Genomic DNA, 23,737 nt, shown 5'->3' with positions numbered 1-23,737 from the left:
GCAGCACGTCTTCCCGTTCATCGATCGCGCGGCTAGCGGCGACTATTGGCAGTCTCCCAGGCCCGGTCGTAGGGTGTGCGTCCCTTCTTGGCGAGGTCCTTGCTGCGGTAGACGATGTAGGGGCGGAAGAGGTAGCCGACGGGGGCGCTGAAGACGTGCACGAGCCGGGTGTAGGGCCACATCGTGAACAGCGCGAGCGCGGCGAGGGCGTGCAGCTGGAAGCTCAGCGGGATCCCCTCCATGAGCGTGGGGTCAGGACCGAGGTAGAAGATCGAGCGGAACCAGGGCGATACGGTCTCGCGGTAGTCGTAGCCCCCGGCGACGATGTTCTCCCACACGGTGTTGACCATGCCGGTGAGGATGGTCAGCACGAGCACGGTGTACATGGCGATATCACCGCGGGTGGTGGCCTTGCGGACAGCGGGGACGGTGATGCGCCGGTACAGCAGGATCGCGAGCCCCGCCACCACGGCGATGCCCGCGAGCGTGCCAGGGATGACGGCGAGGTAGTGGTAGGCGTGATCGGAGATGCCCGCGGCCTGGGTCCAGGACTTGGGGATGGCGAGGCCGCCGATGTGGCCACCGATGACGGCGAGCAGCCCGAAGTGAAACAGGGGGCTGCCGAGGCGCAGCAGGCGGGTCTCGTAGATCTGCGAGGAGCGAGTGGTCCAGCCGAACTGGTCGTGGCGGTAGCGCCACAGGTGCCCGAGCGCGAACGACATGAGCGCGATGTAGGGAAGGATCTGCCAGAGCAGGGTGTTCACCGGGGTCCTCCGGGTGTCTGGGGGAAGGCGGGCTGGCCGAGCAGCTCCGGCACCGAGCTCGTGCCGCAGCCACCAGCGGAATCGCCCCGGGGCCGGGCACGCTGGGCGAGGGGATGCTCGGCAAGGGTGGGGTCGATGGCGTAGGGATCGAGGCCGACCTCCTCCTCGGGCGGCCCCTCCGCCGCGAGGACATTGATCTCGGCGCGATCGACGGTCGTCAGCGGCCGCAGCGTGGCGCATAGGGCATCGAGGACGCTGGCATACGGGGAGCCACTGTCATGCAGGGAAAGCCGCAGCAGCTCGAGCACGGCCCGGTGCCGGGCGAGGATCCGCTCCCCGCCGATGGGATCGGCGGTGGCAGCGAACTCGAGGACGGCCGGCAGGTAGTCGGGCAGCTCCTGCTCGCCGATGTCCACCCCGCCACGGCGGTAGGCCTGCTTCATCATCAGCAGGGCGGTGCCACGCTTGCGGGTGTCGCCGTAGGCGTAGTAGGTCAGGTGCAGGCTCGAGCGGCGGCGCATGTCGAACGTCTCGACGTAGGCCTGGGCGAGAGCGAGCTGGGGCGTGGACTCGGCATGAGTAATGAAGGCGCGCAGCGATTCCGCGGCCGGATCACTGATCTGGTAGGTCGCGTCGCACAGGTCGCCGAGCATGACGAGGGTGTTGGGCGATGGATAGTCGAGCAGCAGCGCGGCGAGGCGCCACACGAGCCGCTTCTCCCGGTCGCTGTAGTCGTCCGAGGTGGTGCCGGGGCGCCGCAGCATTCCGCGCAGGCTCATGACACGTGCTCCGGGACGATCCCGTCGGTGGCGCGGCCGTCCCAGTTCAGCAGGTTGACCCGGCCCGACTTATCCTCGGGCGCGGCGGTGTTCGCGTCATCGAGGAGGTGGAACTTGTCGGCCATCGCGTCGAACGCGGTCATCCCGGCGGGGTTCATGCCGGGCCCGCCGTCGGTGTCGAGGCTGCACGAGGTGGCGATGGCCTCGAGCTTGTGGGCGTCGGAGGTGGCTCCGGTGGGGATGACGTAGCGCTCGTCGTACTTGGCGATGGCGAGCAGCCGGTACATGGCCTCCACCTCGTAGCTGGTCAGCCTCACCGACTCGGCGATGGTGGGGTCCACCTCCTCGCCGAGGTTGATCTGGCGCATGTGCGAGCGCATCGCGGCGAGCCGCTGGAGAGCAGCGCGCACGGGACCGGGGTCACCGGCGGTGAACAGCTCCGCGAGGTACTCGATGGGGATGCGCAGCGCATCGATGGCGCCGAAGAGGTTGTCGCCGTCCTCCCCGTCCCCGCCGGACTCGGTGACCGCATCGACGACCGGCGACAGCGGCGGCACGTACCAGACCATCGGCATGGTGCGGTACTCCGGGTGCAGGGGCAGCGCGACCTGGTAGTCGGCGATGAGCTTGTAGACGGGCGAGTTCTGGGCGGCGTCGATCCATTCGGGCGAGATGCCGGCCTTCTCGCACGCGTCGACGACGCGGGGATCGTGCGGGTTGAGGAACACGTTGAGCTGCGCCGGGTAGAGGTCCTTGTCGTCGGGCACCTCGCATGCCTGCTTGACGGCGTCGGCGTCATAGAGCATCACGCCGATGTAGCGGAGCCTGCCCACGCACGTCTCCGAGCAGATGGTGGGGATGCCCACCTCCACGCGCGGGTAGCAGAACGTGCACTTCTCGGCCTTGCCGGTCTTGTGGTTGAAATAGATCTTCTTGTAGGGGCAGCCGGTGACGCACTGGCGCCAGCCGCGGCACTTGTCCTGGTCGACGAGCACGATGCCGTCCTCGGCGCGCTTGTAGATCGCGCCCGAGGGGCACGACGCGGCACAGGACGGGTTGAGGCAGTGCTCGCAGATGCGCGGCAGGTAGAACATGAACGTCTGCTCGAACTCGAGCTTGATCTTGTCGCCGACCTGCTTGAGGATCGGGTCCTGCGCGATGGCCTCGGGCCCGGAGCCGAGGTCATCGTCCCAGTTCGCGCCCCAGGTGATGGTGGTGTCATCGCCGGTGATGGCGGACTTGGGCCGGGCCACCGGGGTGGTGTCCATCGGCCCGGAGCCGAGGATGGAGCTGTAGTCGTAGGTCCACGGCTCGTAGTAGTCGGCGATGGTGGGCAGGTCGGGGTTGGCGAAGATGTTGGCGAGCCGCTTGAGCCGCGAGCCGGACTTGAGGGTGACGGTGCCGCGCTTGGTGCGCGTCCAGCCGCCCTTCCACCGCTCCTGGTCCTGGTACTGGCGGGGATAGCCCTGGCCGGGGCGGGTCTCGACGTTGTTGAACCAGGCGTACTCGACGCCGGGCCGGTTGGTCCATGCCTGCTTGCACGTCACCGAGCAGGTGTGGCATCCGATGCACTTGTCCAGGTTCATCACCATGGCGATCTGGGCCATTGGTTTCATTGGCTTGCTCCTCGCTTGGGCCGGGGGTTCGCGGACGGGCTGTTCGGGGCGCGCATCAGTACTGCACGTCCTGGTCGCGGCGCCGGATGGTGGTGACCTCGTCGCGCTGGTTGCCGGTGGGACCGTGGTAGTTGATGGCGAAGGACTGCTGCGCGTAGCCGCCGATGAGGTGCGAGGGCTTGATCATGATGCGGGTCAGCGCGTTGTGGATGCCGCCGCGCTTGCCGGTGCGCTCGATGCGCGGCACGTCCACGGCCCGGTCCTGCGCGTGGTACATGAACACCGTGCCCTCGGGCATGCGGTGGGAGACGATGGCGCGGGCGACGACGACGCCGTTGCGGTTGGTCGCCTCGATCCAGTCGTTGTCCGCCACCCCGATGCGCGCGGCGTCGACCGCGGACATCCAGATGCCCTGGCCGCCCCGCGAGAGGGTCAGCATGTGCAGGTTGTCCTGGTAGGCGGAGTGGATCGACCACTTCGAGTGCGGGGTGAGGTACCGCACCGTGATCGCGGGGGTGCCCTCGCGGTCACCGACGTTGCCGATGGTGGGCTCGGAGAACAGGGCCGTCATGTCCAGTGGCGGCCGGAACACCGGGAGCTGCTCGCCGAGCTCGGCCATCCAGTCATGGTCGAGGTAGAAGTGCTGCCGACCGGTGAGGGTGTGCCAGGGCTTGAGCCGCTCGGTGTTGATGGTGAACGGGCTGTAGCGGCGGCCACCGGACTCCGAGCCGGACCACTCCGGCGAGGTGATCACCGGCACGGGGCGGGCCTGGGTGTCGGCGAAGGTGATGCGCTTGCCCTCGTGCTCGGCGGCGAGATCGGCGAGCTGGGTGCCGGTGCGGGTCTCGAGGCTCTGGAACCCCTCGGTGGCCAGGCGGCCGTTCGTGGTGCCCGACAGCGCGAGGACGGCCTCGGCGGCGTGGGTGTCCTTCTTCAGCATCGGTCGCCCGGCGGCGGGACCGCTCGGCACGACACCGTTGGTGGCCTTGAGGTGCTCGACCTCCTCGTCCGGGAACGTGGTGACACCCTTGACGGTCAGGCCGATCTGCTCGACGAGCGGGCCGAGGGCGGCCATCTTCTCCGCGACCGCGGCGAAGTCACGCTCGACGACCTGCAGCTTGGGCATGGTCACCCCGGGGATGGGCTCGCACTCCCCTGCTTTCCAGTCCCGCACGATGCCGCCGGGCTGGGCGGTGGCGTCGGCGGTGTCATGCATCAGCGGGGTGGCGACGATGTCCTTGCGGGTGCCGAGGTGCTTCTCGGCGAGCCAGCCGAAGCCGCGCGCGATGCGGTGGAACGCCTCGAAGTCCGTCTTGGCCTCCCAGGGCGGGGAGATCGCCGGGGAGAACGCGTGCACGAAGGGGTGCATGTCCGTGCTCGAGAGGTCGTGCTTCTCGTACCAGGTGGCGGCGGGCAGCACGATGTCGGAGAACAGGGTCGTCGAGGTCATGCGGAAGTCCAGCGACAGCAGCAGGTCGAGCTTGCCGGCCGGGGCGTCGTCATGCCACTTGAGCTCCTGCGGGCGGATGCCGGTGGCGTCGTCGGCGCGCAGGTTGGTGTCCGCGCCGAGCAGGTGCTTGAGGAAGTACTCGTTGCCCTTCGCCGAGGAACCGAGCAGGTTCGATCGCCACACCGTCAGCACGCGCGGGAAGTTCTCGGGCGCGTCGGGGTCCTCGCACGCGAACTGCAGGTGGCCGGTCTTGAGCCCGTCGACGACGTGATCGATGGGGTCCTTGCCGAGGCGCTCCGCCTCATCGACGAGATCGAGCGGGTTGCGGTTGAACGACGGGTAGGTGGGCATCCAGCCGAGCCGGGAGGCCAGCGCGATGTTGTCCGCGGCGGTGCGCCCGGCGAACGCTCCCTTGGCGAGCGGGGACGCCATGACCTCGGAGGTGAAGGGGTCGTAGCGCCACTGGTCGGTCGACAGGTACCAGAAGATGGTGCCCTGCATCTGGCGGGCGGGCCGGGTCCAGTCCAGCCCGAACGCGAGGGTGCCCCAGCCGGTGAGGGGGCGGCACTTCTCCTGTCCGACGTAGTGGGCCCAGCCGCCACCGTTGACGCCCTGGCAGCCGGTGAGCAGGGTCAGCGCGAGGAAGGATCGGTAGATCTGGTCGGAGTGGAACCAGTGGTTCGTTCCCGCGCCCATGAGGATCATCGAGCGGCCACCAGAGCGCTCGGCGTTGTCGGCGAACTCGCGGGCCACCTTGATCGCATCCGCGGCCTTGACGCCCGTGATGCCTTCCTGCCAGGCGGGGGTGTAGGGCTCGGACGGGTCGTCGTAGCCGGCGGGCCAGGTGCCGGGCAGCCCGTCGCGGTGCACCCCGTACTGGGCGAGCATCAGGTCGAGCACGGTGGTGACGCGCTTGCCAGCGACGATGCGGGTGGGCACGCCGCGGTGCAGCAGCTCGGGGGTGTTGGTGTCATAGCGGGGCAGCAGCAGCTCCGCGCTCTCGCTGCCCGATACCGCATCGTAGAGGGTGAGGGTGGGGGTGATGCCGTCGAGCTTGAGGTTCCAGTTGCCCTTGCCCGCCTCGGTGAAGCGGTGGCCGAGCGAGCCGCCGGGGACGAACGGCTCGCCGGTGGCGTCATCGAGCAGGACGGTCTTGAAATCCGATCCGTCGGTGGTGTCGCCGAGGTCCGCGGCGGTGAGGAACTTGCCGGGCACCAGCGTCCCGTCCTCGCGCTCGGCGATGGTGACGAGGAACGGCAGGTCGGTGTACTGGCGGACGTAGTCGTTGAACCGGGGGGTGGTCCGGTCGACGAAGAACTCCTTGAGGATCACATGGCCCATCGACATCGCCAGCGCGCCGTCGGTGCCGGGGCGCGCGGGCAGCCACTGGTCAGCGAACTTGGTGTTGTCGGCATAGTCGGGCGAGACGACGATGACCTTCTGGCCGCGGTAGCGCGCCTCGGTCATGTAGTGGGCATCCGGGGTGCGGGTGACAGGCACGTTGGAGCCCCACATGATGAGGTACCCAGCATCGAACCAGTCCGCGGACTCCGGCACATCGGTCTGATCGCCGAACACCTGCGGCGACGCCTCGGGCAGGTCGGCATACCAGTCGTAGAACGACAGCATCGCCCCACCGATCAGCGAGATGAACCGCGCGCCGATCGCGTGGGAGACCATCGACATCGCCGGAATGGGCGAGAACCCGGCGACCCGGTCGGGGCCGTACTTCTTGATGGTGTGCACATGCGCGGCGGCGACCATCTCGGCGGCCTCCCACCACTCGGCGCGCACGAAGCCACCCTTGCCGCGCGCGGCCTTGTAGCGGGCCGACTTCTCCGGGTCCTCGGCCACATCGGCCCAGGCGAGGACCGGATCCTTCAGGCGCTCCTTCGCGGCCCGGTACATCTCGAGCAGCGCGCCACGGACATACGGGTAGCGCACGCGCGCCGGGGAGTAGGTGTACCAGGAGAACGAGGCGCCGCGGGGGCAGCCGCGCGGCTCGTACTCGGGCTTGTCCGGCCCGATGGACGGGTAGTCGGTCTGCTGGGCCTCCCAGGTGATGATCCCGTCCTTGACGTAGATCTTCCAGGAGCACGAGCCCGTGCAGTTCACGCCGTGGGTGGAGCGGACGACCTTGTCGTAGGACATGCGATCGCGGTAGAACGCATCAGCATCACGGCCGCCGGTCTTGTGGAGGCTGCGCATGTCCTCGGAGGCCTCGCCGCGCTGGAAGTGGCGGCCCATGCGGAGCAGGGAATCGGCGATGTCCGTGGTGCTGCCGCGCGGGGCGGGCGGGTCGGCTATATCGGTCACGTCGGTCCTCTCGAGCTGCGGCAGGCTGGCCTGGTGGACCGAACTGTATAGAGGCTGTGACCTGCGGTTCAATGCGCGAGTGGCATCGCACCGGACACTTCGGGCGGGCGTGCGATCAGCGCAACACACCAGTTACAGCCCCGGCCTCCTGGGACCGCGGGATCGCGCTTCCACCTGCGGGGTTAGGCCATCCTGTGTGATGTGGCTCTCGCGGGAAGCGCAGAGGCGGGGAACACAGAATTTACGATGCGGTCGAGCGCTCGACCCCGTGCGAATCGTGAAGATCCTGCCACCCCGTGCGTGGCCCGATCTTCACGATCGGGGCCGCCGCGATGTGCCGGGAACGGCCACGTGATTGCTGGGCTGGCAAGTTTCGTTGCTCCCGTCGCCCCTGGGCCGCACCATCAGGGCATGCGGGATTCAAGCGATGGGCACGCTTTCGACAAGGACTACTGGGACCAGCACTGGCAGGGCGCCCGAGAGGGAGCAGGCGCCGCCATTCCTCCGAGCCCGCCCAACCCGCACCTCGTGCGGGAGATCGACGATCTCGAGCCCGGCATGGCCCTCGACGCTGGCTGCGGCGCGGGAGCCGAGGCGCTATGGCTCGCGGCGCGCGGCTGGCAAGTGACCGGCGTGGACATCGCGGCCGGAGCGCTCTCCCGCGCGGCGCGACGTGCCGCTGCGATGGGCTCGCCCGACCGGGTGGAGTGGGTCACGGCTGACCTATCTGCCTGGGAGCCGCCCACCGCGTACGACCTCGTCACCACCCACTACGCGCACCCCGCGATGCCGCAGCTGGAGTTCTATGACCGGATCTCCTCCTGGGTCGCCCCGGGCGGCACCCTGCTGATCGTCGGGCACGGGCACCACGCGCCTGGGCACCACGATCACGGGCACGATGATGATGGCCCGCCCGCTGCGGCGTCGATCACCGCGGCCGACATCACCGCGCGCCTCGACCTAGCGACGTGGGAGGTCGCGACCGCCGAGGAACTGCAACGCACCGTCGCTGGGCACGGTGGCGGGACGGTCACGCTCGATGACGTCGTGGTCCGCGCGATCCGCCGCCGGACGGCTACACGCACAGCCCATCGGACGTGACGCCGCGAGCGCAGATCGTGGTCTGCTCGACGGTGCGCAGCACCACCTCTCCGGAGGCGTCCGGGCCCTCGTCGTCCATGCCGAAAACGCGGATGCGATAGCCGAGGACCGAGTCGTCGCCGAGCCCGATCACATCGAGCTGCACCTCATGCAGGTCGCCGGACGTCGCCGGACCAGACTGAACGATGCGGCTCGGCGGCTCGTCGGAGGCAAGATCATCGGCCACCGCCTCGCCGACCTCGGTGACCGAGCTGCCCGAGACACGTCCGATGCGGCCGATCACAGCGGCCGTGGTGTCGTCGGTGACGCCGAGGTAGGCGACATCGCGGGCGGAGATCCAGCCCGTGCCGCCGGGGGCATCGACCTCGAACCAGGTCGTGCCGTCGTCGAGCGAGCGGGCCTCGCCGGTGGCGAGAAGCCCCATCGCGTCCGGTGCGAGAGCGGTGACGGTGCTGCCGTCCTCGCCCGGCACGGCGCGCACCGCGGTCGTCTCGTCGTGGGCCACGCCGATCACCGCGAGCTCATCACCGCTCGCGGGCCCGAACATGGCGGGCTCCCCCGGCAGGCCGGTCGAAGTGGTCCCCGGCTCGCCGGACGTGGTCGTCGTGGGCGCTGCCGTTGTGGTTGCCGGTTCCGCCGAAGCGCTGGTCGTCGTGGGCGCTGGGGCCCCTGGGTCTGCCGGATCGTCGGTGCAAGCCACGAGCAGCATCAGGCTTGCGGGCAGGAGCACGGGCAGCGCGGCACGACGGAGCATCATGCTTGTCGATCCTACTCGCGGGGCCCCGCGCGCGAGCGGCGCCGCGCACCGGCACGATGGAACCATGCACGCAGCAGCGCCTAGCAGGCCCGGAACTCCCCCGCCGGGGTCCTGGGCCGCGCTGTGGGCCCTGTGCCTGGGCTTTTTCATGATCCTGGTGGACTCCACGATCGTCGCTGTCGCGGTGCCATCGATCATGGCGAGCCTGGGCACCGACATCGCCACCACCGTGTGGGCCTCGAGCGCCTACCTCCTCGCGTTCGCCGTCCCGCTGCTCATCACCGGCCGCCTCGGTGACAGCCTCGGGCCGAAGCGGGTGTACATGGCCGGGCTGGTGGTGTTCACGCTGTCCTCGCTGGCGTGCGGGCTCGCGGGCACCATCGGGTTGCTCATCGCGGCACGTGTCGTGCAGGGGCTCGGCGCGTCGCTGATGAACCCGCAGACGATGGCGATCATCACGCGCCTGTTCCCCGCCCAGCGGCGTGGTGCCGCGCTCGGGATGTGGGGTGCTGTCGCGGGCGCGGCGACGCTGGCCGGGCCACTGCTCGGAGGCCTGCTCGTTGGAACGCTCGGCTGGGAATGGATCTTCTTCGTCAACGTGCCGCTGGGCATGCTGGCGCTGGTCCTGGCCTGGCGGCTGGTGCCGGACCTGCCGCGCACTGCCCGCGCTCTCGATGTTCCGAGCGTCGTGCTCTCGGCCGCAGCGATGTTCCTCGTGGTGTTCGCGATCCAGGAGGGGCAGCGCTACGGCTGGGGACGGATCACCGGCCTGGTCACCATTCCGGGGATGCTCGCGGTCGGCGTGGTGCTGCTCGCGGTGTTCGTCATCCGCCAGCACCGGCTCGGCGGCCGCGGCGCGCTGATGCCGCTCTCGCTGTTCGCCCAGCGCAATTTCACTCTCGCCGCGATCGCGATCTCCACGATGGGCCTGGCGATGACCAGCATGTTCCTGCCGCTGATGGTGTACCTGCAGGATGGCCGCGGGCTCGATGCGATGCGCGCCTCGCTGCTCATCGTGCCGGTGGCCGTGCTGTCCGGGATCCTCGCCCCCGTCGTGGGGCGCGTCATTGATCGCATCGATGCCCGGCTGGTGGCCGTGCCGAGCATGCTGCTTCTCGCCGGGGCCACCGCCGCGCTGGGATGGCTCATGGCTATCGATGCCACGCTCGGGCTGATGCTGGTGCCGCTCTCGCTGATCGGCCTGGCCAACGCCGGTATCTGGTCGCCGCTGTCGACGACCGCCACGCGTGGTCTGGCCGCGGAGGTGGCCGGGGCGGGCGCGGGCGTCTACAACACCACGCGACAGACCGGTGCGGTGCTCGGGTCCGCCGGGATCGCCGCGCTCATGGAGGCCCGGCTGGGGTCGCTCGCCACGGCAGGTGATCCGGCGGCGTTCAGCATGGCGATGGGGCAATCCTTGCTGCTTCCCGCGATCGCGGTCGCCGGGGGCGCGGTCGCAGCGATGTTCCTGCGCCCCGGTCACGATCGGGTGGCGGGGCAGTAACTCCCGGTTACCGCGTACCAGCGAGGTGTTACGAAACAGTCACGCTTGGTAGGGGCGGGGCGCAGGGCCCTGCAGCGATCGGCCCGCCGTGGCAGGGTCGGCGCGAGGAACCTCCTTGGCGCGGCAGCCAGCAGGCTGCCGCGAGCTCCTGGAGAGACCGGCACACGTGCCAGCAACCGAACCAGTAAGGAGCCCACACCGTGGCCGCACCGACTTCGCTTCCCGCTCGATCCTCCCGCCGTGGGAAGGCCCGCCGCTCCGCAGCGATCGCCATGCCCGCCGCCCTCGCCCTGCTCGTCGCGGGCTGCGCGAGCGACTCCCTGACCGTCGATGACCTCCGCGAGCAAGGCGGGATCACCGTCGGCTTCGCCGGCGAGGCCCCCTACAGCTATGAGGAGGGCGGCGAGCTCACAGGCGGCACGGTCGCCCTGCACCGGGAGATCTTCGGTGAGCTCGGCATCGATCAGGTCGAGGGCGTGCAGACCGAGTTCGGCTCGCTCATCCCGGGATTGAACGCCGGACGGTTCGACGCGGTGAGCGCGGGCATGTCGATCCTGCCCGACCGCTGCGAGCAAGCCCTGTTCAGCGAGCCCGAGATCATGTACACCACCGCCCTGATGGTGCCCGAGGGCAACCCGATGAACCTGTCGGACATGCAGTCCCTCGCCGATGCCGGGGCGAGCATCGCGGCGCTGACCGGTGCCATCGAGGTCGACTACGCCAACACCCTCGGCATCGACGTCACCCCGGTGGGCGATCCCATCGATGGCATGGACGCGGTGATCAACGGGCGCGTCGACGCGTTCGCCCTGACCGGCGTCTCGCTCAACCACATGGCCAATGGGCGCCCCGACGCTCCCGTCGAGGTCACCGAATCGTTCGTCGCGGTCATCGACGGCGTGCCCCAGATCGGCGCGGGCGGCACCGTGTTCCGCCAGGATGACGAGGAGCTGCGCGACGCCTACAACGAGGAGCTCGCCGCGATCAAGGCCGATGAGCAGCGCTGGCTCGAGCTGATGGAGCCGTTCGGGTTCAGCATCAACGAGCTTCCGCCGCCGGACCTGACCACCGAGGCCCTGTGCGAGGGCGTCCCGGTCGATGACGAGTAGCACGCGATGAGCAACTTCGACGCGCTGCGCGACGCCTTCCCCCGCATCCTCGACGGCATCGTGGTCACGGTGCAGTTGACGCTGGGCGGGGCGGCGCTCGCGCTGCTCGTGGCGATCGTGCTCGGCCTCGCCGCGCGGGCCCGCCAGTGGCCCGTGCGGTGGTCGGCCCGGTCGATCATCGAGGTGTTCCGCGGCACGTCGCTGCTCGTGCAGCTGTTCTGGCTGTTCTTCGTGCTGCCCGCCTTCGGGGTGCGCCTCGAGCCGATCGTCGTCGGCATCCTCGCGCTCGGCCTCAACTATGGCGCGTACGGCGCCGAGGTGGTGCGCGGATCGATCAACGCGGTGCCGCGCGTGCAGTGGGAGGCGTGCGTCGCGATGGGCTTCAGCCCCGTGCAGCGCATGCGCCGCGTCATCTTCCCCCAGGCCTGGGTGCTGATGATCCCGGCGCTCGGCAACCTTCTCATCCACCTGCTCAAGGGAACGGCCGTGGTCACCACCATCACGTTGCAGGACCTGACCTTCCAGGTGGACCGGCTGCGCGAGACCACCGGAGATACGTTCTTCGCGTTCGGGTTCGCCCTGATCGTGTACTTCATCATCGCGCTGCTGCTCACTTTCGGAGTGCATCTCGTCGAGGCGCGCGCCAAGCACAAGCTCGGCCGCGGCCCCTCGATGCGCGAGATCTTCCGGCTCGACCCCGATACCGTCACCCCCGCGAAGGCACGGTGAGGAGGAGCCATGTGGAACTGGAACACTGCCTGGGACGCGCTGCCCGTGCTGCTCGAGGGCTTCCGCATCACCCTGCTCGCCACCGTGCTCGGCTTCGGCATCGCCGCGGTGCTGGGCCTGGTGGTGGCGGTCTTGCGGATCACGCTGCCGGGATGGGTTAGCTTCCCGCTCGCCGCGATCATGCAGTTCATCCGCCTGACGCCGCTGGTGGTACAGCTGTTGTTCGTCTTCTACGCGGTGCCCGCGAGCGTCTCGGGCCTGCAGGTCGGCATCATCGTGCTCGGCGTGCACTACTCGGCCTACATGGCGGAGGTGTACCGGGCAGGCATCGAGGACGTGCCCAAGGGCCAGTGGGAGGCCGCCCGCGCGCTGTCGCTGCCTCCTGCGCGGACCTGGAGGGCGGTGATCCTGCCGCAGGCGATCCGGCGGATCATCCCGTCGCTGGGCAACTACGCCGTCTCGATGTTCAAGGACACCCCGTTCCTGTTCGTCATCTTCGTCGCCGAGATGGTGACCCGCGCGCAGCAATACGGGGCGCAGACGTTCCGCTATGTCGAGGCCATCACTCTCGCCGGGGTGATCTTCCTCGTCGCGAGCCTCGTCACCGCCTATTTCATCCGCAAACTGGAGGATCGCTATGCCCAGCAACCCGGCTGACCCCGCCGCGAGCGAGGACGCATCGAGCAGCCCAGGATCAAGCAGCCCAGGATCGAGCAGCACCGACGCGGAACCGATGATCCGGTTCGACAACGTGCTCAAGCGCTTCGGCGACAACGTCGTGCTCGACAATCTCGACTTCGCCATCGACCGCGGCGAGCGGGTCACCCTCATCGGCCCGTCCGGCTCCGGCAAGACCACCATCCTGCGGTTGCTGATGACCCTCGAGACCATCAACGACGGCGTGATCTGGGTCGGCGGGCAGCCGTTCTCCCACGAGCAGCGCCGCGGCAAGCTCGTGCCCGCCAGCGAGAAGTACCTGCGCACCGCCCGCCGCCGCATCGGCATGGTGTTCCAGCACTTCAACCTGTTCCCCAACATGACGGTGATGGAGAACCTCACCGAGGCGCCCGTGCATGTGCTCGGGCGCGACAAGGCGACCGCGCGCGAGCGGGCACGCGAGCTGCTCGATCTCGTCGGTCTCGCCGACAAGGAGAACGCGCACCCCACGCAGCTCTCTGGCGGGCAGCAGCAGCGCGTCGCCATCGCCCGCGCGCTCGCCATGGACCCGGAGATCCTGCTGCTCGACGAGGTGACCTCCGCGCTCGACCCCGAGCTCGTGGTGGGCGTGCTCAACGTGCTGCGCGACATCGCCAACAGCACGGACATCACCATGCTGATCGTCACCCACGAGATGCAATTCGCCCGCGACGTCTCCGATCGGGTGATGATGTTCGACAAGGGCCGCGTCCTCGAGGATGGCCCGCCCGAGCAGATCTTCACCGATCCGGCCCACGAGCGCACCCGCTCCTTCCTCAAGGCGGTCGTCAGCCACTAAGACTTGAGCCACTGGGACTTGAGCCGCTAGGACGCCAGCCACTAGGACGGCAAGATCGAATTGCTGCGCCCGCGCCACACCGGCGGAGCCCTGCCTCTATAGTTGATGCACGCCATAACGCTGCGGTGAATGCGGCATGGATCACATCTGGAGGCCAGGGATGCGGGTAGCGACACACCACCAACGATCGCGACGGACCATCGGCGGGATCGTCATCGCGCTGCTTGCCCTGATCGCGCCGCTGCTGGGTGCTGCCCCCGCCTCGGCCGCGCCGCGCCTCGACCGGATCGACTGGATCACCGACCGCTTCGCGATCGTGCATGTCTATTCACCCTCGATGAACACAGTGATCGCTAACGAGGTGTTCCTGCCGGCCAACCGCGGCGCGGCGAGCCCCTCGGTATACCTGCTCCCCGGCGTCGACGGCGGGCAGGAGTCCAACAGCTGGTTCCGCTCCACGAACCTCGAGGACTTCTTCGCCAACAAGCACGTCAAGGTCGTCAGCCCCATCGGTGGCCGGTACAGCCTCTACACCGACTGGAACACCGACGATCCGATCCTTGGCCGCAACAAGTGGATCACCTACCTCAGCCAGGAGCTGCCGTCCGTCATCGACGCGACGTTCCCCTCCACCGGCCGCAACGCTGTCGGAGGCCTGTCCCTCAGCGGCGCCGCCGCCCTCGACCTCGGCATCCAGGCACCCGGCCGCTTCCAGGCCGTCGCCTCCTACAGCGGCTGCCCGCGCGTGAGCTCCCCCGAATCGGTCGCCACCTACGCCGCGGTCGTCGCGTTCGGCGGCGGCAACGTGTTCAACGCCTTCGGCCCGCCCACCGCGCCCGGCTGGTACGAGCATGACCCGTCGCTCAATGCCGACCGCCTGCGCGGCAAAGCGATCTACCTGGCCGCCGCATCGGGCCTGCCCGGCGATCGTGACTTCTCCACCGGCCTGAACCCCGGCCTGCAGGCCCTCGGCGCGGGTGTCATCGAGGGCGCGACCAGCGCCTGCACCGCGGCGTTCGCCAACCAGCTCAACCAGATGGGCATCCCGCATACCTACGCTCGCCAGGACACCGGCGCGCACACCTGGGGGCTGTTCGAGCACCAGATGCGCGACTCCTGGCGCGTGCTCGGTCCCGCCATCGGCGCGTAGAGGCAGGGGCGCTCGCTTGGGCTAGGCCGTTTAGCCGCAAAAGCACCGGAAACCGCTAATCGCGATAGAAGATCCCCCGGATCTAGAGCGGTTTCCGGTGCTTCTGAATGCGCGGGGACCTGCGCACCGGCGGCCTCGTCCAGAGCCGCCCGCGCCACTACGGCGCGAGGATGTCGGTTGTCCTATCGCAGCAGAGTTGATCCAATCGCATGCGAGGTGCACCGATTCGTGGAGATTTCCCGTGTGAACCGCTCCGTCCACGCAACCCGTCTCACCCCGTCTGCTCTCTTTGAGCCGACAGCGTTACGGCTGGTCCGATGTCTCATTCGAACTGCGACTGAGGGTCGGTAGCAGAAGGTGACCTACGGTCAATGAGGCCTGTCATCGAAATGTCAGCGCCACAAGCGAGCACGCTGACCCGAGATGCCTTCGACGACGCGCTCGTCGTGTTCGAATACTGACGTCACAACGACGTACTGGTCCAGGTTTGGCCGCCCGACGCGCAGCCCTTGGCTGGGTAGCGGGTACCGTCGGCGCGTGCTGCTCCCCGGAACGGTGACCTGAGCGGTGTCATCCTGCGGTTGCGCGCGCGAATTCAGCACGGCAGGAACACCCGCACCATCGTGCACGAGGCACGCTCCGAGAACGCGCGCACAGTCCCCGGTATTATTGCGCCTTCGCCGGGACTGAGATCATGTTGAGGCTGGTCATGCCGTCGCGGACACGTTCGCGACGTCGGACTTCGGCCCCGTCGAGGTGGGTCTATGCCGGCTCGTGAGCAACAATGGCTGCTATGGCAATCGTCGTCGTGGTCGACACCAACATGATCAGGGTTTCTCCGAGGCTCCGGCGTGAGGAGTGGCTGTCTCTTATCGAGAACAAGACCGCTTGGGGTGTGGAACTCGCAGTCCCTGAGATCGTGGTCATGGAGTCAGTGAATGTCGTTCGGCGCGAGTGGGACAAGCAACGCAGCGCACTAGCCAGGGTCAAGGTTGGCGAGTTCGGCTTGGGTAACGCGATGGACTCGATGCTCGCCGAGATCGACAAGTGCTCCGAGGGATATGAGCAGTGGCTTCGTGACCGTCTCGGTGAGATCGGTGCGTCCATCGTGGCGCCGCCGCCGACCGATCTGATGGACCTCGCCCGCCGCGCTTCCGCTCTGCGCGCTCCATACGCCAAGGACAAGGATGGCTTTCGCGACACCCTGATCTGGCTCACGGTTCTGGCCATCGCGCAGGACCGTCCTGATGCCGAGGTGTGGTTCGTCAGCGACAACCACGACGACTTCGGGCCGAAGCCCGGCAGTTGGACTGGGGACAACACCGGCGAGCGTGATGATTGCCCCATTCTGTTCCACCAGGATCTACGTGAGGACCTCGACGAGCGGGGCTTGTCGAGCCGAGTGAACTATGTGGTCAGCGTGAAGCGGCTGGAACAACACATAGCCGCCCGGTTCGCGCCGATCCCGGAACCGGACCTCGAGGCCCTCGCCGATCAGATCGACAGGAACCCGCTCGCGGAACGGTTGATGTCATCTGCTTTCGGGTTGGAAGTTGATCCAGAGCAAACAGCACTGCCTCTCGCTGCCGTTGCGGGTGTGATCATCGGGACTCGAGAACAGCATGACGGATGGGAGTTCAGCGAAGGCGCTCTCCGCGGGGAGGCCGGATGGACTGCGCGATTCGCGGTCGACACAGAAGTCGATGTCAGGTTCGTCCGGCATGACCTTAGCGACAGTGACATCACCAAGAAGCTCCGGATGTTCGGCGACATCACGGTGTCATCGAAGAACGAAGTCTTGGACGTTGTTGTGACGTCGGCCGAGGCGCTGCCTGATGATCCCCGGCGTGCGAAATGGGTCGAGCGGTCTAACCGGCGTGCGTCGAATGCCAAGTTTTCGGACCCGTTTCGGGATCTGCCATTCCAGACCGTGAGCGCGGGGTATGCAAGTGCGCAGAATCGCAGGTTTGCTGAAGAGATGAGCAGGTCATTGCCGCCCGAGAGTTTGCTGCAGATGGCCGAGCGGGCGCAGGAGATGATGCCCCCGGAGTCCTTGCAACGCATGGCCGAGCAGGCGCAGAAGGCACTGCCTCCCAAGGACTTGCAACGCATAGCCGAAAATATTCGGAAGTTGCTGCCCCCCGAGTTTCGCTGACCGGCAGACTTGTTCAGGGGATCGGTGTTCCCGTTGGCGCTTGACGTTGAATCGAGGCTCGCTGTCGTGGTGGACCTGACCGCGGGCTGATCGTGAAGCTGAGAGCAATTGAGTCATGGCGTTGGAGGGATTCACCTGCCAGGTCGAGGGATGCCTCGAGGACCGTGAGGTTCTGCTTCACCGTTCCGACGATCCTTGGGGCAGCGCTGACCTCTGCCTCGCCCAGGCCCGGCAGTTCGCCATCCAGACGCCTGCTCGCGTTTGACGTTGGCGCGGGCGCCGTAGAGGGAGCGCCGCAGAGCGCGCGGTTCTCCTGATTCGCCTCGGCGAGGGTCCACTTAGCGTGGTGAGACTGCTGCGGAGCTTCGCGTTTTCCTCGGCGACGTGATTGGCCTCGGGGTCGTAGAGCTGGCCGATGAGGTCTCTGATGCGCGGGTCTCGGTCTCTGACCGCAGCACGGAGCGACGAGACCAACTCGGCGTTGAGGGTGCGTTCGCGCCAGCACGCTGTATCTCACCGACAACGACATTCCGCCGCGAGAAGAAAACCCCCGCGGCCGCCGAAGACCTCCTGAGCAATCCCCCGGTTGTGGGTCGCGAACTTGTCGGTGCTCTCCTGTATCTTCGTCGTGATCCAGTCGGCTGATACACAGCATCAATGAGATGGGGCTATTTGATGGCGATGTCGAGCGACAACCGCCGGATCTTGTGGGTGCGCGCTGGCGGCCGCTGTACGTTGTGCAAATCCTATCTGCTGCACGGGGAGTTGACCGGCTTCGAGGTACCTGTCGGTGAAGGAGCTCATATCGTCGGCCAGGCACAAGCCGAGCGCTCCCCACGCGGAATGAGTGAGCTGCCCCTCGATCGACGCGACACGCCGGAGAACGTTCTTCTGGCATGTGCGAACTGCCATAACGAGATCGACAAGGCGAAGGTCGCCGAAGTTGTCACTGCCCAGATGTTGCAAGAACGCAAAGCAGCTCACGAAGCCGAGATCCGGCATCAAACCGGCTTGACCGCAGACCGGCGAACGACCGTGCTGCGGATGTTCGGCGCCATCCGGGGTGCAATGATGCGAGTTGACGCGACCGACGCCGCGACCGCTGTTCTCCAGTCCAGCGATCGATTTCCCCTCTTCCCTGCCAGCTATGACCAACAGGGCCTCGAACTCGACCTGTGCCGAATACCTGGTGAGGAATCACCGACCAACGGGTACTACGCGTCCGCAGCGCGAATAATCGACACTTTCGTCGGTGGTCGGGTCGCTGACGGTGTCGAGCAGGGCCATCTCACCCATTTGAGTGTGTTTGCTATCGCTCGATTGCCGCTGCTGGTCTATCTGGGTTGGTCGCTCGATGACGGCATCGATACCGACGTCTACCAGCGCCACCGATCGACCGGAAAATGGCAGTGGCCAACCGCCGAAGATATCACCACCTTCACCGTCGAGGCCACTGTCGCCGGAGCAGCCGACGCCGCCGAGGCGGTATTGATCACCAACCTGTCCGGTACTACGACGCCACCACAACTGCCCGAAGCTTTCCTCGGGCTGCCCGCATTCACCGTGACACCGACCGGCCAGCAGTCCCACGAAGACGTGATCGCCCACCCTGCCTCGGTAGTGGAGTTCAGAACCGCTGTGCGCCGATTCTTCTCCGAGCTCGAAGCCAGTCGGCCCAGTGTGGCGACGCTGCACGTATTCGGAGCACTTCCGGTCTCGGCGGCCGTGAGCCTTGGACAGACTCTCAAGGCCCGCGATCTGCGGCCGAAAGTTGTGCTCTACGACCTGACCCCCACCGGCTATCAGCACGCACTGGAGATTTGATGGACACCAACGCGCATTTCGAGGCCTTCCTCGACAAGACGGTGAACCTCAAGCCGTGGAAGCTCACCCAACTCGATGACCGCGTCAACGCGATCGTCAACGCACTGCAGCGGGATCCGACGATCGGCCCGATGTACAAGGAGCACCTCCCGCAGGGTTCGTGGGCACACCACACGATCATCAACCCGGTGGGCGAGTTCGACGAGTTCGACGCCGACTTCCTGCTACACGTCGAGGAGAACCTGGATTGGTCCGATGATCCCGGCCAGTATCTGCGCGAGGTACGTGCGGCCTTCAAACGGACAGCGACCTACAAGGACAAGGTCCGCAAGAAGAACCGATGCATCCGCATCGGATACGCCAACGAAAGCCACGTCGATGTCGTCCCGAACCTAACACTCGCCGACGGTAGGCAGGTCATCGTCAACTACCGCGACAACTGTTTCGAAGACACCAATCCCGATGGGTTCACCCAGTGGATGCACGAACGCGACGAGCTCGCCGGCGGAAACCTTCGTCGGGTCATCCGTCTGCTGAAGTACCTGCGGGACTACAAGAACACCTTCGACTGCAAGTCCGTGATCCTGACTACATTGGTCGGTGGCCGGGTGCAGCCCTTCGACGTCGCCGACCGCTATGCTGACATCCCGACGACGTTGGTTACGTTGCTCGAAGACCTCGATAGCTACCTCGATCTCCACGAGATGATGCCGCTCCTCGATGACCCGAGCTGCCCTGGAACGTCGTTCAATCACCGCTGGGGCGAGGAGAAATACTCCACCTTCAAGACCATGATCAAGAAGTACGCCCGCTGGGCCTGCGAAGCCCGTGACGCGACGACCGAAGCAGGCGCGGTCGCAGCCTGGCAGAAGCTGTTCGGGCCAGAGTTCGTCACACCTGAAGTCACGGAAGCCAAAGCAGCGATCGTGGCCACTGCACGATCGTGCCGCCCCGCCCTGGATGTCCGTGCACCCGGCGAGGAGTTCATCGAAGAGCAAGGCTACCGATTTCAACCGAGATACACCGCCACCATCGACGGCAGGGTTATGGAACTCAACGGCGGACGTGCTCGGACCCTCCGGGATCGCAAGCCCGTACGTCGCGGCCTGCGCCTGAGGTTCACAGTCAAAACGGATGCTCCACACCCCTACCGGGTGATCTGGAAAGTGCGAAATCGTGGGGATCCAGCAACTGCTGCGGCCGATCTTCGCGGGGCGCTCATTGCTCCCAACCAAGCAGGAGATGCTCGGTTCGAGAGCACGAAATACCGTGGGCGCCATTACATCGAGGTCTACATCGTGCGAGAAGAAGTCGTGGTCGCCAGCGACCACCACGAAGTCATCATCCAGTGATGGAGTGCTCGACATCGCCGACCTGATCTCCCCATTCACATGGGGTACCGGCCGCACCTCACCCTCATCGAACACAAGAAGGCTCGACGATCCGCATCGCAAATAGACACTTGATTCCAGCTCGTCACTGCAGCGTACTGCTTTGCCCATCCGGCTCGCGCTGGTCAGCCTTCGTCGCGTCGGCGGTGATCGGGATGTCGGTGAACGTCTCGCTCTCTCCGATCCACCGCCACACCGGTTGTGGCGCCAGAACCAACAGTACGGCCGACGCGTAATTCAACTCTGATCGGAAGTCCTGAAGCTCCTCCACGGATTCGGTCAGGCGATCGCCGATGGGCTGAACCTTCTTCGCTTCGACCACCAGCAGATTCTGCGTGTCGACACCGCGAGTGTGGACGATGAGGTCCGGGGTCACATGGGAATCACCCGTGACTTCGTACTTCGGACGTTGTTGCCCATCGAGGTAGCGACGGTCGTATTCGACGTCGACATGCCGCAGGCTGCCGGGCCGTTCAATCCAGTCCGCCAATCGGTGCGCGATCCGGAACACCACCGCTTCCTCACGAATGTCCGCTTCGATGAGGTGCCGATCCTCGTCATAGGTTTCGCGCACCGCGCAAGCCAACAGTTCTCGCAGATGCTGAGGCTCCGTCATTGAGACCGTCACCGCGGTTGGATCCATGCCCGGCTCCGTATTCAGTTGCTGTCGGCGCCATGCGATACGAGGTTCGGAGCGTTGCCTTCACCGCGACGACTGCGCGCAGCACCGAAGGCAGATGGGTTCCCAGGTAGGATCCCCGCGTCATCACGTGGCCATAGATTCATGCTCGATCTCAGGCAATTGCGGATTATGCAGCATGCAATCACCCTTTCCGAACTCGCGGCCTCAAAATATCCAGCACATGGGAGGAGACGCGGTTAGGGTTGGCCACCAACAGCTTCAGCGGTCACGGCGGCGCCGACGATGTCGGCGAATGGATCGGGATAGCGCTGAACGCTGAACACCGATTTGGCGGTGGCGGTCCAGGTCGGGATCGATCCTGCGGCACATCGAAGACCTCCCGCTGTTCGTCGGCGGCATCGAGCGGGATCGGCCGGAATCTGACCTCCGACATCATCGCGCGCCTCTTCTAAGGTCGGCTCGCGGAGTTCGCTGCCGCGATGGTCGAGCAATTCCCGCAGTTCCGATCAGCGGGCAACACCGTGAAGACCTTCACCCGGCAGGTGCGGGATCCGCAGAACCTGGATTGGACCGATGTCACGCTCGCGCTTCCCGTCGCCAAGGACATCCTCAAAACCCAGCCGGGCCTCGGTCGCGGGCGTTCGAACAACCTGCGTGTCACGAACCGGGCCTTCACCGTTGAGCAGGATCTCGTCTCGCAGTGCCGTTCGTTCGTCTGTGACACGAGAGATTAAGACGCGAACGGAGCAGATCAAGCGATTCAACCCACCGTCAGGCCTGTCTCACCACAACTGCCCGGCCCAGCGCTGCCCGCGCCCCTCCGGCGCTACAGCGTATCGGCGCGCTCCTTCGAGCCACGCAGCGTGCTGATGAAGTCATGCAGCGCCGTGGCGCCACCGACGAGCACTGCCGCGGAGAGCACCCAGTCGATCCCGATGGGCACGTGCGGCGACCGGATGGTCACCTCGAACAGGCCGGTATCGAGCGCGGCGAGGAAGAGGAAGCTCAGCCCGAAGCCCACCACGGCAGTGAGGATGCGTAGCTCGCGTCGTGCCGCCCGCACCGCGGACTCCGCGGCCATGACCGCGCCCGGATCGGCGCCCGCGCCGGCGTTGCCCGCCCGGGCCGCTGCCCGTTGCTCCCGCAGCGCGCGTTCCGCGGCGATCTTGCGGGATTCCGGGAACGTCGCGCCGAGGCGACCGAACACGAAGTCCAGGACGGTGACCAGCATCTCGTTGATGCGCTCGACGCCCTGGGCGATCACATACAGCACGGCGAGCGCCGATACCCCCTCGACGAAGACGAAGTCCTCATCGGGCGCGATGAGCCAGTTCAGCAGCAGGCCCGCGATGGCGAGCAGGAACGCGACGACGATGCTGCCGAGCACGTAGCGGGCGCGCACGGTGTCGTGGGCGGCGATGGTTGCGGTCATGGTGTGGCTCCTTGCATCTGGCGGCCGCGGGTGTCGTGGCGCGGTGATGGTAGCCGCATGGGGCGACAGGATCGTCCCGCTGTGATCGCGCCCACACGCTGAGAGTGAAAATGCTTGCACCCATTCATCTTTCGTGCAACAGGTCGATCAAGCCGCGTCGTGGCGGTGGGCGGCCCCGCTGTCCTCCCCTAGCGTGGTCGCCATGCCCATCAGCCTCCGCGCCCGCCGCATGCCGGGTCTTGCCCTCGTCGCTGTCCTAGCGGCGTGCGCGCCCGCCATGCTGGCCGCGCCCGCCGCGACCGCCGCTCCCCTGCCAGGGATCGATGCGAGCGGCCCGGCAGAGGCAATGCCTGCCCCGGGCGGCATCGTGGAATCCTCCGCCCTCGACCCCGCCATCCGGCTGCCCGGCGCGGGCCACGCGTACCGCATGACCTATGCCACGACGGGCGCGCGCGGCGAGGCCGTGCTGTCCACCGCCACCGTGCAGGTTCCCGAGGGCACCCCGCCGCCGGGAGGCTGGCCGGTCATGGCTTGGGCGCATGGCACCACCGGGATCGGGGACGACTGCGCCCCGTCCGCCGATCCGGGCGCGGACCGCGACTACCCGGCGTACTGGCTGCGGCAGGGCTTCGCGATCGTGGCCACCGACTACGCCGGGCTCGGAACACCGGGCGTCCACCCGTACCTCCATGCGGGCTCCGCGGCCAGCAGCGTCGCGGACTCCGTGCGCGCAGCGCGGGCGCTGAACCTGCGATTGTCGGGCGATTGGGTGGCGATCGGGCACTCGCAGGGTGGCCACGCAGTGATCGAGCTCGCGCGGCAGCCGGATGCGAGCACCGATGGCCTGCGCGGAGTGGTAGCGCTCGCCCCGGCGGTCCCGCTGCCGCTGGTGCTCGACGCCAGGCCGGAGACGCGCTCGCTGCCCGGCTACGAGACCGCCTACCTGCTCTATGTCCTCGCGGGGCTCGCCGACGTGCATCCAGGGCTTCCCATCGCCGATGCGCTGACCGGGAAGGGCCAGCGACTGCTCGCGAGCGCCGAGCGAACGTGCAGCGACGAGCTCGCCGGCACGCTCGATGGCGTACGGCTCGAGGAGATCCTTGCCCGGCCCCTGCGGGAGGTACCGGGCCTTGCCGATGCCGCGACCGAGTACCTCGGTCTGCCGAGCACGGGCTATATCACTCGCCTCCTCGTGGCGCAGGGACTCGATGACTCGCTGCCGCCGAGCGGACCGATCGGCCTGGCCGACCAGATCCATTCCAGCGGGGGCCCGGTCACGCTGCGCACGTATCCGGGCGTCGATCACGGTGGTGTGCTCGAGGCGTCCAGCCGTGATGCCCGGGCATTCGTCGACGCTGTTCTCGGTCCTGCCCCGGAGCAGGCGCTGCGGGGCAGTGGCCTCGGCGGCTAGACGCGCCTGGCTGGGCGCGCCCGCCTAGACGCACTGGACCGTAACGATTTCGGCGATTGCGGCCACCTCGGGCGAGCTGGCCGGTAACGGTTACGGTAGCGGGCATCCGGC

General features: G+C 67.1%; 21 protein-coding genes. 14 read left to right on the top strand and 7 right to left on the bottom strand.

Features of this window, described 5'->3' with window-relative positions; translation table 11 throughout:
* Window positions 1-32: 32 nt before the first annotated feature.
* The 4 genes from narI to FXO18_RS01670 are packed head-to-tail and all read right to left on the bottom strand — an operon-like array spanning window position 33 to window position 6,856.
* The gene (narI, locus tag FXO18_RS01685) at window positions 33-764 is read right to left on the bottom strand and encodes a respiratory nitrate reductase subunit gamma (protein WP_149359333.1); all 732 of its coding nucleotides are present in this window, start codon (window positions 762-764) and stop codon (window positions 33-35) included.
* Window positions 761-1,543, bottom strand: coding sequence for a nitrate reductase molybdenum cofactor assembly chaperone (gene narJ / locus FXO18_RS01680; RefSeq protein WP_149359332.1), 783 nt, complete (start codon window positions 1,541-1,543; stop codon window positions 761-763). Before narJ ends, narI begins: the two co-directional genes overlap by 4 nt.
* A complete protein-coding gene (gene narH / locus FXO18_RS01675) occupies window positions 1,540-3,159 on the bottom strand; it encodes a nitrate reductase subunit beta (protein WP_149359331.1) in 1,620 nt (539 codons plus the stop codon). The genes narJ and narH overlap by 4 nt, the downstream gene beginning before the upstream one ends.
* Window positions 3,160-3,214: 55 nt before the next feature.
* Window positions 3,215-6,856 (bottom strand): nitrate reductase subunit alpha, encoded by a 3,642-nt coding sequence (locus FXO18_RS01670; protein WP_149360044.1) that lies wholly within the window; start codon window positions 6,854-6,856, stop codon window positions 3,215-3,217.
* 480 nt (window positions 6,857-7,336) lie between these two features.
* Here FXO18_RS01670 and FXO18_RS01665 point away from each other — a divergent pair, with 480 nt between their 5' ends.
* Complete coding sequence (locus tag FXO18_RS01665; protein ID WP_149359330.1) at window positions 7,337-8,026, top strand: class I SAM-dependent methyltransferase; 690 nt, start codon at window positions 7,337-7,339, stop codon at window positions 8,024-8,026.
* Here FXO18_RS01665 and FXO18_RS01660 read toward each other — a convergent pair.
* A complete protein-coding gene (locus FXO18_RS01660; protein ID WP_149359329.1) occupies window positions 8,001-8,783 on the bottom strand; it encodes a hypothetical protein in 783 nt (260 codons plus the stop codon). The two genes, FXO18_RS01665 and FXO18_RS01660, sit on opposite strands and share 26 nt — an antisense overlap.
* A 64-nt stretch (window positions 8,784-8,847) precedes the next feature.
* On the opposite strand from FXO18_RS01660, the gene FXO18_RS01655 reads away from it, so the two are divergent.
* From FXO18_RS01655 to FXO18_RS01615, 10 genes are all read left to right on the top strand, one after another.
* Window positions 8,848-10,287 (top strand): DHA2 family efflux MFS transporter permease subunit, encoded by a 1,440-nt coding sequence (locus FXO18_RS01655; protein ID WP_149359328.1) that lies wholly within the window; start codon window positions 8,848-8,850, stop codon window positions 10,285-10,287.
* A gap of 272 nt (window positions 10,288-10,559) precedes the next feature.
* The gene (ehuB, locus tag FXO18_RS01650) at window positions 10,560-11,396 is read left to right on the top strand and encodes an ectoine/hydroxyectoine ABC transporter substrate-binding protein EhuB (RefSeq protein ID WP_149360043.1); all 837 of its coding nucleotides are present in this window, start codon (window positions 10,560-10,562) and stop codon (window positions 11,394-11,396) included.
* A gap of 6 nt (window positions 11,397-11,402) precedes the next feature.
* Entirely contained in the window at window positions 11,403-12,125 is a 723-nt protein-coding gene (ehuC, locus tag FXO18_RS01645; RefSeq protein WP_149359327.1) for an ectoine/hydroxyectoine ABC transporter permease subunit EhuC, read from the top strand.
* A gap of 9 nt (window positions 12,126-12,134) precedes the next feature.
* Complete coding sequence (gene ehuD / locus FXO18_RS01640) at window positions 12,135-12,782, top strand: ectoine/hydroxyectoine ABC transporter permease subunit EhuD (RefSeq protein ID WP_149359326.1); 648 nt, start codon at window positions 12,135-12,137, stop codon at window positions 12,780-12,782.
* A gap of 76 nt (window positions 12,783-12,858) precedes the next feature.
* Window positions 12,859-13,620, top strand: coding sequence for an ectoine/hydroxyectoine ABC transporter ATP-binding protein EhuA (ehuA, locus tag FXO18_RS01635; RefSeq protein ID WP_149360042.1), 762 nt, complete (start codon window positions 12,859-12,861; stop codon window positions 13,618-13,620).
* 160 nt (window positions 13,621-13,780) lie between these two features.
* Window positions 13,781-14,770 (top strand): alpha/beta hydrolase, encoded by a 990-nt coding sequence (locus tag FXO18_RS01630; protein WP_149359325.1) that lies wholly within the window; start codon window positions 13,781-13,783, stop codon window positions 14,768-14,770.
* Window positions 14,771-15,563: 793 nt separating this feature from the next.
* Window positions 15,564-16,925, top strand: a complete 1,362-nt coding sequence (locus FXO18_RS01625; protein WP_187774131.1) for a PIN domain-containing protein — start codon at window positions 15,564-15,566, stop codon at window positions 16,923-16,925.
* A gap of 115 nt (window positions 16,926-17,040) precedes the next feature.
* Window positions 17,041-17,190: a hypothetical protein gene (locus FXO18_RS15815; protein ID WP_187774130.1), complete on the top strand. Its 150-nt coding sequence runs from the start codon at window positions 17,041-17,043 to the stop codon at window positions 17,188-17,190.
* A gap of 410 nt (window positions 17,191-17,600) precedes the next feature.
* Window positions 17,601-18,749 carry an HNH endonuclease gene (locus FXO18_RS01620; protein ID WP_187774129.1) on the top strand — a complete coding sequence of 383 codons (1,149 nt, stop codon included), beginning with the start codon at window positions 17,601-17,603 and terminating at the stop codon, window positions 18,747-18,749.
* A complete protein-coding gene (locus FXO18_RS01615; protein ID WP_149359322.1) occupies window positions 18,749-20,101 on the top strand; it encodes an SMODS domain-containing nucleotidyltransferase in 1,353 nt (450 codons plus the stop codon). The genes FXO18_RS01620 and FXO18_RS01615 overlap by 1 nt, the downstream gene beginning before the upstream one ends.
* A gap of 124 nt (window positions 20,102-20,225) precedes the next feature.
* Here the strand turns inward: FXO18_RS01615 and FXO18_RS01610 are convergent, their stop codons facing one another.
* Window positions 20,226-20,783, bottom strand: coding sequence for a hypothetical protein (locus FXO18_RS01610; protein ID WP_149359321.1), 558 nt, complete (start codon window positions 20,781-20,783; stop codon window positions 20,226-20,228).
* Window positions 20,784-21,025: 242 nt separating this feature from the next.
* Between FXO18_RS01610 and FXO18_RS01605 the strand changes: the two genes are divergently transcribed.
* On the top strand, window positions 21,026-21,235 hold the full coding sequence (locus tag FXO18_RS01605) for a hypothetical protein (protein WP_149359320.1): 210 nt from the start codon (window positions 21,026-21,028) through the stop codon (window positions 21,233-21,235).
* A gap of 27 nt (window positions 21,236-21,262) precedes the next feature.
* Window positions 21,263-21,517 carry a hypothetical protein gene (locus FXO18_RS01600; protein ID WP_149359319.1) on the top strand — a complete coding sequence of 85 codons (255 nt, stop codon included), beginning with the start codon at window positions 21,263-21,265 and terminating at the stop codon, window positions 21,515-21,517.
* A 92-nt stretch (window positions 21,518-21,609) separates the two neighbouring features.
* Here FXO18_RS01600 and FXO18_RS01595 read toward each other — a convergent pair whose 3' ends face one another.
* Complete coding sequence (locus FXO18_RS01595; RefSeq protein WP_149359318.1) at window positions 21,610-22,215, bottom strand: hypothetical protein; 606 nt, start codon at window positions 22,213-22,215, stop codon at window positions 21,610-21,612.
* 202 nt (window positions 22,216-22,417) lie between these two features.
* Between FXO18_RS01595 and FXO18_RS01590 the strand changes: the two genes are divergently transcribed.
* The gene (locus FXO18_RS01590) at window positions 22,418-23,626 is read left to right on the top strand and encodes an alpha/beta hydrolase (protein ID WP_149359317.1); all 1,209 of its coding nucleotides are present in this window, start codon (window positions 22,418-22,420) and stop codon (window positions 23,624-23,626) included.
* The last annotated feature ends 111 nt before the right edge of the window (window positions 23,627-23,737 follow it).

Source organism: Lolliginicoccus suaedae, assembly GCF_008312885.1.
Classification (GTDB): Bacteria; Actinomycetota; Actinomycetes; order Mycobacteriales; family Mycobacteriaceae; genus Lolliginicoccus; species Lolliginicoccus suaedae.
The sequence above is the reverse complement of the archived record's forward strand: the minus strand, read 5'-3'. Positions and strand labels throughout refer to the sequence as shown.